General features: G+C 43.4%; 13 protein-coding genes and 4 tRNA genes. 8 read left to right on the top strand and 9 right to left on the bottom strand.

Translation table 11 applies throughout. From position 1 onward, the window contains the following. Positions 1-92: 92 nt before the first annotated feature. On the top strand, positions 93-713 hold the full coding sequence (locus AC5FX4_RS01795) for a dUTP diphosphatase (protein WP_493604821.1): 621 nt from the start codon (positions 93-95) through the stop codon (positions 711-713). 2 nt (positions 714-715) lie between these two features. On the opposite strand, the gene yrfG is transcribed toward AC5FX4_RS01795, so the two are convergent. Further along, complete coding sequence (gene yrfG, locus AC5FX4_RS01790) at positions 716-1372, bottom strand: GMP/IMP nucleotidase (RefSeq protein WP_493604820.1); 657 nt, start codon at positions 1370-1372, stop codon at positions 716-718. A gap of 61 nt (positions 1373-1433) precedes the next feature. Here yrfG and nudE point away from each other — a divergent pair, with 61 nt between their 5' ends. The 6 genes from nudE to AC5FX4_RS01760 all read left to right on the top strand — a co-directional run bounded on the left by nudE (position 1434) and on the right by AC5FX4_RS01760 (position 3446). After that, the gene (gene nudE / locus AC5FX4_RS01785; protein WP_493604819.1) at positions 1434-1997 is read left to right on the top strand and encodes an ADP compounds hydrolase NudE; all 564 of its coding nucleotides are present in this window, start codon (positions 1434-1436) and stop codon (positions 1995-1997) included. 1 nt (position 1998) lies between these two features. Continuing rightward, positions 1999-2793, top strand: a complete 795-nt coding sequence (gene cysQ, locus AC5FX4_RS01780) for a 3'(2'),5'-bisphosphate nucleotidase CysQ (RefSeq protein WP_493604818.1) — start codon at positions 1999-2001, stop codon at positions 2791-2793. Positions 2794-2955: 162 nt separating this feature from the next. Then, positions 2956-3032: transfer RNA gene (locus tag AC5FX4_RS01775), tRNA-Met, on the top strand. Between the two features lie 61 nt (positions 3033-3093). Further along, positions 3094-3170 (top strand) — tRNA-Met (locus AC5FX4_RS01770). Between the two features lie 61 nt (positions 3171-3231). Further along, positions 3232-3308: transfer RNA gene (locus AC5FX4_RS01765), tRNA-Met, on the top strand. 61 nt (positions 3309-3369) lie between these two features. Next, positions 3370-3446 (top strand) — tRNA-Met (locus AC5FX4_RS01760). A 370-nt stretch (positions 3447-3816) separates the two neighbouring features. Here the strand turns inward: AC5FX4_RS01760 and AC5FX4_RS01755 are convergent. The 6 genes from AC5FX4_RS01755 to AC5FX4_RS01730 all read right to left on the bottom strand — a co-directional run bounded on the left by AC5FX4_RS01755 (position 3817) and on the right by AC5FX4_RS01730 (position 12428). Continuing rightward, entirely contained in the window at positions 3817-6939 is a 3123-nt protein-coding gene (locus AC5FX4_RS01755; protein WP_493604817.1) for a hypothetical protein, read from the bottom strand. A gap of 212 nt (positions 6940-7151) precedes the next feature. Then, positions 7152-8300 (bottom strand): dipeptidase, encoded by a 1149-nt coding sequence (locus AC5FX4_RS01750; protein ID WP_493604816.1) that lies wholly within the window; start codon positions 8298-8300, stop codon positions 7152-7154. Positions 8301-8374: 74 nt separating this feature from the next. Then, positions 8375-8623 carry a YheU family protein gene (locus tag AC5FX4_RS01745; RefSeq protein WP_493604815.1) on the bottom strand — a complete coding sequence of 83 codons (249 nt, stop codon included), beginning with the start codon at positions 8621-8623 and terminating at the stop codon, positions 8375-8377. 3 nt (positions 8624-8626) lie between these two features. Further along, positions 8627-9601, bottom strand: coding sequence for a hydrolase (locus AC5FX4_RS01740; RefSeq protein WP_493604814.1), 975 nt, complete (start codon positions 9599-9601; stop codon positions 8627-8629). Positions 9602-10071: 470 nt separating this feature from the next. After that, complete coding sequence (locus tag AC5FX4_RS01735; RefSeq protein WP_493607755.1) at positions 10072-10509, bottom strand: TIGR02444 family protein; 438 nt, start codon at positions 10507-10509, stop codon at positions 10072-10074. Next, positions 10509-12428: an ATP-binding cassette domain-containing protein gene (locus AC5FX4_RS01730; protein ID WP_493604813.1), complete on the bottom strand. Its 1920-nt coding sequence runs from the start codon at positions 12426-12428 to the stop codon at positions 10509-10511. Before AC5FX4_RS01730 ends, AC5FX4_RS01735 begins: the two co-directional genes overlap by 1 nt. 139 nt (positions 12429-12567) lie before the next feature. On the opposite strand from AC5FX4_RS01730, the gene AC5FX4_RS01725 reads away from it, so the two are divergent. After that, complete coding sequence (locus AC5FX4_RS01725) at positions 12568-12768, top strand: YheV family putative zinc ribbon protein (protein WP_493604812.1); 201 nt, start codon at positions 12568-12570, stop codon at positions 12766-12768. Positions 12769-12796: 28 nt separating this feature from the next. Here AC5FX4_RS01725 and AC5FX4_RS01720 read toward each other — a convergent pair whose 3' ends face one another. Further along, entirely contained in the window at positions 12797-13009 is a 213-nt protein-coding gene (locus tag AC5FX4_RS01720) for a SlyX family protein (protein ID WP_493604811.1), read from the bottom strand. Then, positions 13006-13995, bottom strand: coding sequence for a WD40 repeat domain-containing protein (locus AC5FX4_RS01715; RefSeq protein WP_493604810.1), 990 nt, complete (start codon positions 13993-13995; stop codon positions 13006-13008). Before AC5FX4_RS01715 ends, AC5FX4_RS01720 begins: the two co-directional genes overlap by 4 nt. Positions 13996-14112 lie beyond the last annotated feature (117 nt).

Below are 14112 nucleotides of genomic sequence, written 5' to 3'. Positions count from 1 at the left end.
TAACAAGGACCACAAAACCGATTATGGACCTGTGAACACACCTTTGAGTGGGGTATGATACAGGTCTTTTCACACAATAAAGAGAGAGCGCAATGTCAGCCAATATCACTAAGCTAGTCGTGATGTTAGAAATGCAAAATGCCATGAACACTAAGGTGCATGAGCAGTGGTTTAACCAAGGTTTTGAATGGTATCGCGCAATTTGGGTTGAGTGTGCTGAGATGCTAGATCACTACGGTTGGAAGTGGTGGAAAAAACAAGTACCAGATACAGAGCAAGTCATTTTAGAGCTGGTGGATATTTTCCACTTTGGTCTATCGCTGCGTATCGATGGCACAACCAGCTATGAAGCGCTAGCTGAGCAGTTGGCAACAGAGCTTAGCCAGCCAGTAGCAGAAGCCGACTTCAAACAAACACTTGAAGTACTTGCTGCTAGCGCTGTTGCAGATAAACAATTTAATGCACAAGCGTTTGCGGGTTGTATGCAACAAATCGGTATGGATATCGATGATTTATATCGTGGTTATGTGGGTAAAAATACACTTAACTTCTTCCGTCAAGATAATGGTTATAAAGAAGGTAGCTACATCAAGGTATGGAATGGACAAGAAGATAATGAACACTTGGTTGAAGTGGTCAAAAGCCTAGATACAGAGCATCCAGACTTTGCAAAGAACGTATATGCGGGTTTGCAAGCGCGCTACCCAAGCTGAGCCTAACTGATAGGCAATAACGTTCTGTAATCAGTAATGGATAAGTAGTCTGTAATGGTATTTACAGGCTGCTTACTGTCTGGATTAGCGACAGCAAGTAGGTGGCCAATACCATATTCGCGGGCCGCACTAAGCACGCTTAAGCTGTCATCAACAAATAGCGTTCGCTGTTTATCAAACTTCAAGTCAGCCTGTACTTTGTGCCATAAGTCTTGGCTTTCCTTACTGACACCATATTCGTGGGTTGACACCAAACAATCAAAGTAATGCGCAAAATCAGCAAGTTCCACCTTTAGACTTAAACTATCAGGGTGCGCATTAGTGAGTACAATCAGCTCTTTACCTGCTGCTTTTAAGGCGTCTAAAAATTCAGGTACATCTTCACGCAGCGAGATCAGGTGCTGAATTTCTCTTTTGAGCGCCATAATCGGTAAGTCTAGCTGTGCTTGCCAGTAATCAAGGCAATACCACTGAATTTGTCCTTGCACGGCTTCATAGCGCTTAAGAATATCGGCTTTGGCTTCATCAAAAGAAATATTTTGTTTTTTGGCGTGCTCTTGCGGAATAACGTGCAGCCAAAAATGACTATCAAAGTGTAAATCGAGTAAGGTGCCGTCCATATCAAACAGAACGGTGTCAATTTCAGACCAATTTAGCATGGGCATTTGTCTTTAAAGGCTTTATGATAAGTTTAATAGCCATGATAACAAATAAAATCTTATGTCACAGAAAAAGCATCCAACACCACCGGAAATCATACACTGTGAAGTGGCAGCAAAAAGCCGATTATTCACCGTGGAGTCGTTGCAATTGGAATTTTCTAATGGCGAGCAGCGCCAATATGAACGCATTCGTGGTGGTGGCCGAGGTGCGGTCATGATTGTGCCTGTGACCGCTGAAAATGAGCTATTATTAGTCAGAGAATATTGTGCAGGAACGCATAATTATCAGCTGGGGTTTCCTAAAGGCTTAATTGACCCGGGGGAAACACCTATCGAAGCTGGTAATCGAGAGTTGAAAGAAGAAGTTGGTTTTGGTGCAGCGCATTTCTGCGACTTAAAGACGTTGTCGTTAGCGCCTAGTTATTTCAATGCAAAAATGCATATTTTGGTGGCAAAAGGGCTTTACCCAGAACAACTTGAAGGAGATGAACCGGAACCTTTAGTAACCGTAAAATGGCCGTTAGATGATTGGCAATCGTTACTAACACAAAGTGATTTTACGGAAGCACGCAGTGTTGCAGCACTTTTATTGTTGCAACAGCATTTAGCCCAGGAGGTTTAATATGCACACACTGCTAGAGCCTTGCATTTCACTTGCGCAACGAGCGGGTGATGTGATCATGGAAATTTATCAGAATGATGACATTGGTGAGCGGGAAAAATCAGACCACACGCCAGTTACAGCAGCTGATTTAGCAGCTAATGAAGTACTCGTCGCGGGCCTTAGAGAGATTGCGCCCGATATTCCCATTATGTCCGAAGAAACCCCGATACCTGAATTATCACAACGACAGCAATGGCAGCGTTATTGGTTGCTCGACCCTATGGATGGCACCGGTGAATTTATTCTACAAAGTGGTGACTTTGCGGTGAATATCGCCTTGGTCGAGAACAATCAGCCCGTGCTTGGGGTGATCTATTGGCCTGCAAAGAATATTACCTATTATGCAACGAGAGGCAATGGTGCTTTCAAGCGCACGGGTGAGGAGCAGCATCAGATCTACGTTGCACCCCCGCAAAGTTTAACGTTAGCCGTTAGCAGACGACAAAAAATAGAAGCAGTAAGCCAATATTTAAATAGCCACTTTGACACCATCGCATTGGGTTCTTGTTCATTGAAAGCCTGTATTGTTGCCGAGGGCAAGGCTGATTGTTTTATGCGAGTTGGCCCAACTGGCGAGTGGGATACGGGTGCCTCTCAAGTGATTGTGGAAGAAGCTGGTGGTTGTATCACGGATGCAGAATTTAATCCGCTTACGTACAATCAGCGAGAGATAACGGAAAACCCAGACTTTATTGTGATGGGCCACCCCGATTGGCAATGGCAGAAGTTGATCACGCCGCATCATCGTAGCTAAATATTGCGCTTTGGTTGATATTTGAACGCTTGAGTTTCTTTTTGCAAGCAAAAGCTTGCATTTATCATTTAATCCTATATCATGGCGACCTCTTCGAAGAACTGGCTTGAAAATCTTGTTTTTCAAAGAGTAAATTTCAGAGCTTAAGTCTCTGATTACAGGCGCGGGATGGAGCAGCCTGGTAGCTCGTCGGGCTCATAACCCGAAGGTCGTCGGTTCAAATCCGGCTCCCGCAACCAATTTTTAATTGGTGCCACTTCTTTTAGTTAGGTTAGAAGTAAAACACAACTTAATAACAGGCGCGGGATGGAGCAGCCTGGTAGCTCGTCGGGCTCATAACCCGAAGGTCGTCGGTTCAAATCCGGCTCCCGCAACCAATTTTTAATTGGTGCCACTTCTTTTAGTTAGGTTAGAAGTAAAACACAACTTAATAACAGGCGCGGGATGGAGCAGCCTGGTAGCTCGTCGGGCTCATAACCCGAAGGTCGTCGGTTCAAATCCGGCTCCCGCAACCAATTCTTAATTGGTGCCACTTCTTTTAGTTAGGTTAGAAGTAAAATACAACTTAATAACAGGCGCGGGATGGAGCAGCCTGGTAGCTCGTCGGGCTCATAACCCGAAGGTCGTCGGTTCAAATCCGGCTCCCGCAACCACTTCACTTTGGTTATTCATTCAATTACTTTGTATATAGCTTTCCATTAAAACTCAGCCTTTAAGCCTCCAATAATATAGTTCTAGTTGAAAATATCCTTTCGTTGCGTATCTGCGATACATGACGGTTGACTTATAACAACGCCTTTAAATGATAGAGTCAGTCAAAGGTATATAAAATCACAAATCAAATAATAATGAGCACGGAAATGTCGAAATGCAGCTAGGCTTGGAGCTCGCTAATGTTCATTCAAAGCTGGCAAAATAAAATGTGCTGTTTGCAGTTAAATCTTCATAAAACAGGCTTTAGGTTGACGATAAACCGTAAAAGTTTCAGATTTATCGTCTTGTAACCTCATGATACTCAGGAAACTATTGGCTTTCCGAGATAGGATTACCTAATAAATCAGTGTGGACAAAAATAATTCCTTTGGGTGGTTTATGGGAAATAGTATTGCTCCAGTTAGTACATAATACATTTGTGAAACAGGCCCTCACTCGATAGATCGTTGTTCCAACACTTTTACTATCGACTTTGTAATATTTGTTTATGAGATTTTCTGAAATATTGATCCATTCTGAAAGTTGTGCATGTTTCTGAACATCATATGAAGCATTTTGCAGAATATAGTGCTTGGCATTTTCAATCGCTGACCATTCAAGCTGTTTAGCACTTCGATTAAAAGATAAGCTGGGAGCCTGAGCTAAATCGTAAAGCTCTGATTGCTGTACATTACTCCAGGAAAAGCATTGGTTATAGGTTGTGCAACCTCTTACTTTAAATAAATAATTTCCCACGAGAGGTGAAAATTCTTTAAAAGGAATACTTGAGGCCTCGCGGGTATCAAACCACGTCCACTCTCTAGATGGGCTGTTACTGCAACTAGCTTTGCATTGTGAAATGAAAATTTCATACTTTTTAATATCATTATAAGTCAATCGGCACCAACTTAGTGACGAAGTTTCGCTGTCTACTGTCAATGTTGGAGTATAGCTGCACTCTGGTAGCTGGAAATCAATGATGTTAGATAGAGTGTAACCGCCGGAACAACTAGGCTTACCATTAAGCGTTTCACATGCTGTAATACTATATTGAAACTTTCCTGAGGTATGAGGGGAGTGGGAAAAAGAGATCTCATTTTGTGTTGCCATTGAAGGTTGATCCACTTCTGTCACATCATCCCAAAGTTGATCATCAACACTTAAACTCAGTTTATAAAAATCGGCTGCGTTAACTTTTTCCCAGCTCAAAATAATTTGATTACCCTGCTTACTTGCCAGTAATTTAGTTGGATTTGTATAATCAAACGGAACGGTATGGTTAATTTTTTCTGAATATTGATACTCATTTGTACACCATTCTCCCGAGCTTAATCGTATACACGTAGATACTCTGTACTCAAAATCACCACCTATGCGTGGAGCATGGTTAAAAGAGATTTTCCCTTCGGTATTATTAGCCGATTGTCCTACTGTAGTAACATGCTGCCAATCATTATCGTTTGCCTTCAAGTCAAGTTTATAATGGGTGGCACCAACCACTTTTTCCCAGTCTATTGTTATTTCTTTACGGCTGGGTGTGACGAGTATAGCACGAGGCGGGTAAATGTTATTTTGGTCGTAAGTCGTAACATATTGGGTGCTAGGTGAGAAGTCTGAACAATTGCCAGACTCACACGCAGCTACTCTATATGCATATAAACCAGCCGGGCGAATGACTGAAAAGTGTGTTGAGCTAAGGCTGAGTTCATTGGTGATGTTAATCCAATTTATGCCATTGGAGCTTTCCTCTACAACAAATTCATTCGAATCAGAATTGTCTTCCCACGCAACTTCAATACTATCTGCATACGAGCGTATCTTTGGTTGCATTGGAGTCATGGGTTTAGTGTAATTGCCTAGCCAAGAAGATGGAGAAGAGGGGGATGAACAGACAAATTGATTGCATGCAATAACCCTAAATCGTGTCCAACCACCAGAGTGTTGATGGCCAACAACGTTCGTTTTGGATTTGAAATTTAGATAGCTCGTATAGTTAATCCATTGTCCTTTAACTAACATCTCGACCGAGTAGTTTTGGGCGTCATCTATCTCTTCCCAGGAGATTGATAATCCACTTTGGGCGTTTAGAACAGTAGGTTGACTAGGGGGAGAAAGTATTTCATTGTACTCAATCCAGCTCGATGGGGTTGAAAAACGTGAGCACTTCTGAGGCGAACAGCTTGCAACCCTAAACTGTCTCTTGCCATGGTTTTGTGTTTTGAACTTGGCTTTGTTGAGATGAGTTAGGTCCCTATCTTCTATCAGAATATGGCGTGACTCGGTTGCATTGACCCATTCCCAATTATCTTCTCTGGTTTCTATTTCATAATGAGTAGCGTTATCAACTTTTTCCCATTCTAATATTACCTGTGTACCATTTTTAGTTGCGATTAAATTTTGAGGCTCTTTAAGGGCTAACACTTGAAGTGGCTCAGAGTAACGAGAATACTCGTTAGATGAACGGTTATATGCTTTTACTCTAACCCAAGCAGCTTTAGAAAGGTCATCTTCCAAATATAAATGGTGCTCTGAGGTCTGTTCTTTAGCATGCCAGTTAAGAGGAGGGTTTTGCTGTTCGCTATATTCTACAATATAGTGATCTGCGTATGGTACTTTGTGCCAAGAAAGCTTAGAGCGATAAGCATCGGCACGAAAAAGGCTAATTTCAGGTGCTTGTATAGCTCCAAATGACAATCGTTCACTTGGTATACTCATAGTGCTGCAAGATTGATGAGCAATGCACTCAGAGCTGCTAAAAGCTAAGCTAGCCGAGCTCATGTTTTCTTTGAGCTTGTATCTTGAAGTCCATTGATAGCTTCCCCATGGACCAGAGACTGTGAACGGAGATAGCTGTTCAATATAGTCGATGTCTTCCAGAAATTCGCCTTCTAAAAGAATATTTATCTTAGTATCCGTTAAACTATGTGCGGATGTTGAAAAGTGCGTTATTTCAAAGGTTCTATTGTCAATCGCCTGTAATCTTGGTGCAGGATTTGAGTACAGAGGGCCTGAGAAGTAAGCTGCTGCACTTCTTTGCGTATAATTATGGCCACCAGTGTACCCAGAACAACCACCTGTATTACATGCTTTAACCCTAAAAGTGAAATGCCCTGCGGACATATCGATAATTTGCGCGAAACCCGCTTCTTGTGGGCCATAGTAATTACCTGTAGGAATAAATCGGTTTACTTTGAGCCTCTCATGGGTAGAAGGATGATGTTCCAAAATATTAAACCAGCCACTGCCAGAAGGCATAAAAACTTCGACAACATAATTTGTTGCTTGTTCTGACGTTGGCCACCATATATTGACGGATTGAGTCGGATTGCTTTGATTTTTTTGTACATCAATCCATGCAGGAGCTTTAGGGACTAAACAATAAGCAAAGAATGATGTGCTTAATAAACAGCTAAAAAGGATGAGATGAAAAAAGACTCTAATTGGCCAAAACATAATTTTCCTTGTGTTTCGCTTAAATGGAAGAGTGGTTGACTCATCGTACGAAGTGAAAAAAGAGTATTATTTAGGAGAAGATTGTACCTTTTTTATGTTCTAGAGTGTATTGCTTCGTTTGCCTTCTTATTTGTTGTAGCCGAGAGGCACGCTAGCGTACTTCCAAGGCTACAACGTGTGACATCTTTAAACGACGTATTGTGCGGGTTATATTAATACTTAGCTGCGTATTCTTCCGCTTGACGCCATACGCGCAGAGTGTTGCCACTTAATATCTTTTTAATTTGAACTTCGCTATAACCTCTATCCAATAGGCCTTGGACTAGGTTTGGATAGCTTGATACATCTTTTAAGCCAATGGGCAGTGAATCGCCAACCCCATCATAGTCGGAACCAATGCCAACATGGTCAATGCCAATGAGTTTTACAACGTAGTCGATGTGATCAAGTACTTGCTCTAAAGTGGCAAATGGAAAAGGGTTTTGTGAGATATAAGTGTCTCGTTGCTCAGCTTCATCGCGTTTTTTATACCAATTTTGTGCGCTTGCGGTGACAAAGCTCGAACCAAAGTTAATTTGGATCACGCCACCATTTTTCTTCAGCGCTTTGAGCATGTCATCATCCATATTACGCTCAAAACCCGGTGTGTACTTGCGCAGAGAAGAGTGAGAAGCGATCACCGGCGCTTTAGACAGTTCCATCACTTGATAAAAAGCGGCGTCAGAGATATGTGATACATCGATCAACATACCAATCTTATTCATTTCAACAACCAGTTCTTTACCAAATGGGCTTAAACCTTTCCACTTGCGACGAATATCGTACGATGAGTCGGAAATATGGTTACTTTGCGAATGGGCAAGCGTGATATACCTGATGCCTCTATCAAAAAAGTGATGGAGATTTTTAATGTCTCCCTCGATAGGTGAGCCATTTTCCATCCCCATCGCAATAGAGATTTTGCCCTGTTTAAAATGGGTATAAATGTCTTTGCTTGAATAAGCCACGGCAAACTTTTCCGGCGCTCTAAAAGCCAGTGCTTCCATGCTATCGATTAATTTATTGGCGAGCTGATAGCTCTTGCCTTTGCCTTCAAATTCCAAATTAGCAGGAATATAAATTGACATAAACGGCGCGTTTAGGCCGCCTTTGACCGCTCTCGGGTAATCAAAATCGCCGCCTGTGGTGGATTGACTGACATCCTCCCACTTTGATTGAAGTCGATAGGGAACGTCGATATGGGTATCAATCAAAATACTTTTTTGAGCAATGCTTTGCGCGCGATCGGACGCTTGATAGTCTTGTGCTTGTACAGCGAGTGTTGTTAACGCAAGGGCGCAAAGAGAAATACGGAAAGTCATATGCCTGCCTAAATTAGGTTAATGTCATATGACTATAACTGAAAAATATCAATCGCTAAATGATCTGCGCCCAGTTACTCCTCTATATGATACTCATCACTTTGCATTGCTTGAAACTGTGCTTTTGAGACGATATTGACCGACTCATGTAGCTCAGAAAATACAATCAATGCTTCGCCAGATTTGAGCTGGGCTTTCACATGTTCAACCTTAGCTGCCGTGGAAAACTCTTGTTCACCGTAGTCAGTTCCCTCTCTGAGCACATAGTGCTCAATCAGGTTTTCCAGTGTGCTTGGGTCAAGTTGTTGATAAGGAATGATCATCCATTAGCCCTTTGTATGTAACGTGTTAAAGTAATGAGGAATGGCTTGTTCTAACCAAAACTGTGGCTTAAATGGATTATTGCCCGCAATAAAACCAACATGGCCGCCAGTTTGAGAGACCGCAAGCGTTACGCTACTACTGACCTGTTCAGGCCGAGGAACTGATTGCGCAGAAAGCATGGGGTCATCTTGCGCATGCACGATTAGCGTTGGTGTTTGGATCTTGTTGAGATAATTTTGTGCGCTGGCCTTGGCATAGTAATCTTCTGCGCCATCAAAACCGTGTAATGGTGCGGTGATCTCATTATCAAATTGCCATAAATCATCGGTGGCATTGAGTTGCTGCGCATTGATGTTCAGCACATCACCAATGGTATCTAACTTTCTTGAGAAGGAATGCTTCATTCTATCGAGCAAATATTTTTGATACAGCCCATAACAACTTTTACGGATCACTTGGCATGACGATGATAGGTGATGAGGTGCTGAGATCACGGCGGCGCCTTGCAAGTCACTATGACGACCTTGTTCACCTAAGTATTTTGCTAGCACATTGCCACCAAGAGAAAAGCCAACGGCATAAAGCGGCTTACCCACATAGCGTTGTTTTAAAGTGTGGATCAAAAAGCCAAGGTCGGCGGTTTCACCACTGTGATAAGCACGAGGTAGACGATTGGCGGCACGCGAGCAGTTTCTAAAATGCATTAACACGGCATTAAAGCCTTTTTGCGATAGGGCCTTGAGCATGCCCTTGGCGTAAAAGCTATTAATATTTCCTTCAAGGCCATGTAGTACGATCGCCAGTGGTGCATTGGGGTAAGTCTGTTGAGCCCACGCGAGTTCAAGAAAGTCGCCATCTGGGGTCGTCAGTTCTTCAAATTTAACAGCCACTTTTTGCCACGGCCTGAAAAAACGGGGCAATATGGTTTGTACATGTCGGTTGCGCATCCACCATGCGCTTTGAAATGAGTAGTCCATAACGTGTCTTACAATCAAACGGACAGGCAGTGTAACAAAGTTCATCAGCGCTGTTGAGCGCAAAATAAAAAGCACCCGACTAACTAGGTTAGTAAGGTGCTTTGTGCGTCGTGCTTAATTCTTTCGTCTGTGGGAACAGGTGTACCGATAGGGCTTATTCTGCCAAGCTCGGTATGGGCTTATTAGTATCAATTTGGTGCTTCAGCTTCGTTCACTTTTTTAACGAAGTAGTATACGTAGAACAGACACAGCGCAATCACTACTCCTAAGATCCCGAATGAGAGAAATAACACTGGGTCAGTAAAAAAATCTCTGAAGAATACGTTCATGGCGATGCCTCCTAACTTGTCGATGAAGTCATCTTAGCCCTAGGCGAGTAGGTGAGATATGATCAAGATCAAGTTTTAAATCGCGTACTTTTACAGCGCGATGGAAGATTGATCTCGATCATGCTTTTTAGCTAATTACCGCTACTTTAATGTGTTGATCTGCGTTTGCGTGAGATATAGAGCGAGGTTTTTGGTGGGTGTTTGTGGTGTAGATCCAAGCTGATTTACTAACCTAACAAGCTCTGCCTGCTGCAGTTTTTCGAGCTCAAGCTCACTGTGGAGCAATTGTTTTCTCAGTTGTGAATAATTGGGGTGTTTTTGGTAGTTTTGTTTTAAGGTGCTACGGATCTGGCGATGCGGTTTCAGTAACTGTACATCCAGTGATTGGCATAGCGAAGTGAGCTGTGCAAAATCATTGCTTGTGAGTTGTAAGTTGAGGTGATCCAAGTACATCAATAACAAGCATAAGTTGATATTTTTATCGTACTCGTTTTGTAAATCGAGCAAGGCACTTTGCATTGTGCCTTGCTGATAAACCTGACAAGCGTATTGCCAAAAAGCGCGTTCGCACAGTGGCATCACGCCTCTAAGCTCTCTTCAAACGCGGCTTGTTTTTCTTCCAGTTCTTCAAGCGCTATCAGTAATGACTCTTCCACGTCATTAAGGAGCGGTGTGACCTTAGCTTGCTCTGCGAGTAACTCTGTTAGCTTGCCTTTGTTATCGTCACTATACAGGCTGTTATCGGCCAGTTGCGCTTCGATAGTTGCTAATTGCTCGGCATATTTATCCAGCGATTTTTCGAGCTTTTCGATGTTCTTTTTCAATGGTTGAACTGATTTTCTAAACTCTGCTTCTAAGCGCTTTTGCTCTTTTCGATTGCTGCTTGAGTGTGCCTTGCTGTCACTTTCTGGCTTTTTCGCGGCTTCTTTATTGGCGTTCAATAACCACTGGTAGTAGGCATCGAGATCATAACCAAATTGGCTAACTTCACCATTGTCTACCAAGTAATATTCATCGGCGGTATTTTTCAGCATGTGGCGATCGTGCGATACGGTCACCATCGCACCTTCGAAACCTTGCAATGCCATGACCAACGCATGACGCATTTCTAAATCAAGGTGGTTCGTAGGCTCATCCAGTAACAGTAAGTTTGGTTTTTGGTAAACCAGCATGGCCAAGACTAAACGGGCTTTTTCGCCGCCAGAAAAAGGCGCGACAGGCTCTAATGCGCGGTCGCCATGAAAGGCAAAGCCACCGATAAAATCACGAAGTGATTGTTCGCTGGCTTTTGGATCTAAGCGCTGTAAGTGTGTCACTGCGCTGGCATTCAAATCGAGAGATTCTAGTTGATGCTGGGCAAAGTAACCGATTTTGAGGCCTTGATGCATAAACACTTCACCTGCTTGAGGCGCGAGTTCACCTGCTAACAGTTTGATCAAGGTGGACTTACCTGCACCATTTCGGCCCAGTAATGCAATTCGGCTACCCGGAACCAAGTTAAGCTTTATTTTATTTAAGATAGTGACATCACCATAACCTGCTTGCGCGCCATCCAGTGTCATCAAGGGGTTAGGTAAAGCGCTGGGCATAGCAAATTCAAAATCAAAGGGTGAATCGGCATGGGCTGGTGCGAGCTTTTCCATGCGTTCAAGCGCTTTAACACGACTTTGTGCTTGTTTGGCCTTGCTGGCCTTTGCTTTAAAACGCGTGATGAACTTTTCTAAGTGCGCAATTTGCTCTTGCTGTTTTTCGAAAAGCGCCTGGTGCTGTGACATGCGTTCCGCTTTTTGGCGCTCAAACTGCGAGTAATGACCCTTGTAAACATTGATTTTTTGCTGGTCGATGTGCCAGATCTGATCAACAACGGCGTCTAAAAATTCTCTATCGTGAGAGATAAGCACCAACGTGCCAGTATAGGCGCGTAAAAAGCGCTCTAGCCAGTAAACCGCATCTAAATCTAAGTGGTTAGTTGGCTCATCCAGTAATAGTAAGTCGGCATCACGGATCAAGGCTTGCGCAAGGTTGAGTCGCATACGCCAACCACCCGAAAAAGCACTGACTGGATTATCAATTTGTTCGTTACTAAAGCCTAAACCATGCAACAACTCGCCCGCTTTGGCTTCAATGCTATAGCCTTTGATGTGCTCAAGTTGTTGATGCACTTGCGCTTGTTTCGCGCCATCTTGTTCACGTTCAGCTTCTTGCAAAGCGACTCGACAAGCATAGTATTCGGGGTGACCTTGTAGTACGTAATCTAATGCGCTGTTTTCTAGCGCGGGCGTTTCTTGTTTTACCGAGGCGATTGACCAATCTTTTGGAAATAACAACTCACCAGAATCAAGTGTGAGTTCTCCTTTTAACAGAGCAAATAGTGACGACTTACCACACCCGTTGGCACCAACTAGGCCCGCTTTGTGTTCTGGGAATAATGTGGCACTGGCATGTTTTAACAGGCTTTTTCCGCCACGAAGGAGTTCAATATCAGACAGCTGGATCATAATGTATCTATGTTTACCTCAATTGTGCCTATCATAGCACGAACCCTGATGCTTACGTCATCCAAGTTAGTCATATCCTGCACTTCGACTTTGGGTTAAAATAGCAACATCCGTTGTGAGCCGAGTAGTAGGGGAAACCATGAGGCAGAAAAAACGTTTTATTGCTGGTGCATCTTGTCCCGAGTGTCACGAGTTAGATGTGATGATGCTCTACAAAGAACACGATGTCGAAAAAGTGGAATGTGTAAAATGCGGTCATGTGATGACCCAACCAAAAGAGGCGGTACAAGCCTCAACACGTCAGTTTGAGCAAGTCATTGGGGTGTTTAAGCCAGAGTAAGACTCTGGCTTTATTTTGGCTAAGACGTTTAATAGTGAGGAGGCGGTGGCTCTTGGTGCTGAGGCATTAGGCCTTCTTCTCGACTTTCTTTAATTTTTTCACCCAATAATTGGATCTGACGCTGCATTTTAGCGAGTCGCTGCTGATGCGTGCGTAATTCGTCGTTGAGTGTTTCTATGGTGTCGTCTTGAAAGGCCACTTTGGCTTCAAGCTCTGTTACACGCTCTTCTAATTCGGTCATTGGGACTCCACTTGATTAAAACGCTCTAATAAGCCGCTTGAACTTTCACTCATTAAAGCACTGTCTTGTTCTAAAAATGTGACATCGAACACGACAGCTGATTTAGGTCGGCTACCCTCGCGAGGCTGTACTTTCCATAGTCCTAGTTTTTCTCCATCCTTTACTCGCCAGAGTGTGAGCTCTCGGTTAGGAGAACCTGTGGCCAGTAAAGTACCAGCATCGTTAAAGCGTACTGCACTGAATATTTTCTGCCGCGCAATATACTGCAATTGTGAGACAAGATCACCTGACGCTAGTTGCCAAATACTGGCTTTTTTTAAGCTATCGGCGGTGAAAGCGTACTGGCCCGACGCATCGAGCGCCACTTTGGTTACGCGACTAGGGTGGTTGAAACGGTGGATAACTTGCCCTGTTCGGGTATCCCAGAAGTAGGCGGTGTAGTCATTTGCACCAGTGAGTGCAAAGTGTCCATTAGGCGACATCGCAATTGAATTAATTTTTTCTTGATGTCCAAGGAACTCTAAGCGCCGTCCGCTCTCTAAGTCCAGATGTACAACCACGTTATCGCTGCGACCGTACAATATGTATCGACCCTGATTGCTGATAGTGATGTCTCTGATGGTGCCTGTTTGAATTTGATAATAGCCTCGGTTTTCACCCGAGCCGATATCCCAAACAGCAAACGTATTATTTTCGGCAGTGACGGCGAAGCTATTGTCGTAAGCAATTGCCAAAGAGTGGACTAAATTGCCATCGGGCTTGGATTGCTGCCATTGATATTTTAATCCGTGGACTTGATTGTCCCAAAGATTGACACCATGTTCTACGGATGACACTAAACTGTAACGCCCGTCGTGTGAAATAGCGGCCGCAAACGCGCCGCGAGCAGCATGCTCGACAGTGAGGTCGGCTTTTTTATCTGACGGGGTACAGCTCATGAGCGTAATCACCGTGGCAATAAATAAGGCGCGTTGAAGTTTGGGCATAATGTCGGTTTTCCCTTAACGCAGTGCGTTGTACAAGGTAGACTATGAATATCTATCCAATTGTTGAATAGTATTCTTTGATAGTAGCGTATCGTTACTGCAAAGTCGCTTCAAGTC

It is taken from the genome of Pseudoalteromonas sp. ATL1, from assembly GCF_058933015.1.
This window is presented reverse-complemented; position numbering and strand designations above follow the sequence as displayed.

Excerpts from the sequence above, each read along its gene's own strand:
- cysQ (WP_493604818.1), top strand. The coding sequence starts at position 1,999 with ATGCACACACTGCTAGAGCCTTGCATTTCACTTGCGCAACGAGCGGGT.
- AC5FX4_RS01735 (WP_493607755.1), bottom strand. The coding sequence starts at position 10,509 with ATGCCACTGTGCGAACGCGCTTTTTGGCAATACGCTTGTCAGGTTTAT.
- AC5FX4_RS01715 (WP_493604810.1), bottom strand. The coding sequence starts at position 13,995 with ATGCCCAAACTTCAACGCGCCTTATTTATTGCCACGGTGATTACGCTC.
- AC5FX4_RS01740 (WP_493604814.1), bottom strand. The coding sequence starts at position 9,601 with ATGGACTACTCATTTCAAAGCGCATGGTGGATGCGCAACCGACATGTA.
- AC5FX4_RS01755 (WP_493604817.1), bottom strand. The coding sequence starts at position 6,939 with ATGTTTTGGCCAATTAGAGTCTTTTTTCATCTCATCCTTTTTAGCTGT.
- AC5FX4_RS01745 (WP_493604815.1), bottom strand. The coding sequence starts at position 8,623 with ATGATCATTCCTTATCAACAACTTGACCCAAGCACACTGGAAAACCTG.
- nudE (WP_493604819.1), top strand. The coding sequence starts at position 1,434 with ATGTCACAGAAAAAGCATCCAACACCACCGGAAATCATACACTGTGAA.
- AC5FX4_RS01750 (WP_493604816.1), bottom strand. The coding sequence starts at position 8,300 with ATGACTTTCCGTATTTCTCTTTGCGCCCTTGCGTTAACAACACTCGCT.
- AC5FX4_RS01720 (WP_493604811.1), bottom strand. The coding sequence starts at position 13,009 with ATGACCGAATTAGAAGAGCGTGTAACAGAGCTTGAAGCCAAAGTGGCC.
- AC5FX4_RS01725 (WP_493604812.1), top strand. The coding sequence starts at position 12,568 with ATGAGGCAGAAAAAACGTTTTATTGCTGGTGCATCTTGTCCCGAGTGT.
- AC5FX4_RS01795 (WP_493604821.1), top strand. The coding sequence starts at position 93 with ATGTCAGCCAATATCACTAAGCTAGTCGTGATGTTAGAAATGCAAAAT.
- AC5FX4_RS01730 (WP_493604813.1), bottom strand. The coding sequence starts at position 12,428 with ATGATCCAGCTGTCTGATATTGAACTCCTTCGTGGCGGAAAAAGCCTG.
- yrfG (WP_493604820.1), bottom strand. The coding sequence starts at position 1,372 with ATGCTAAATTGGTCTGAAATTGACACCGTTCTGTTTGATATGGACGGC.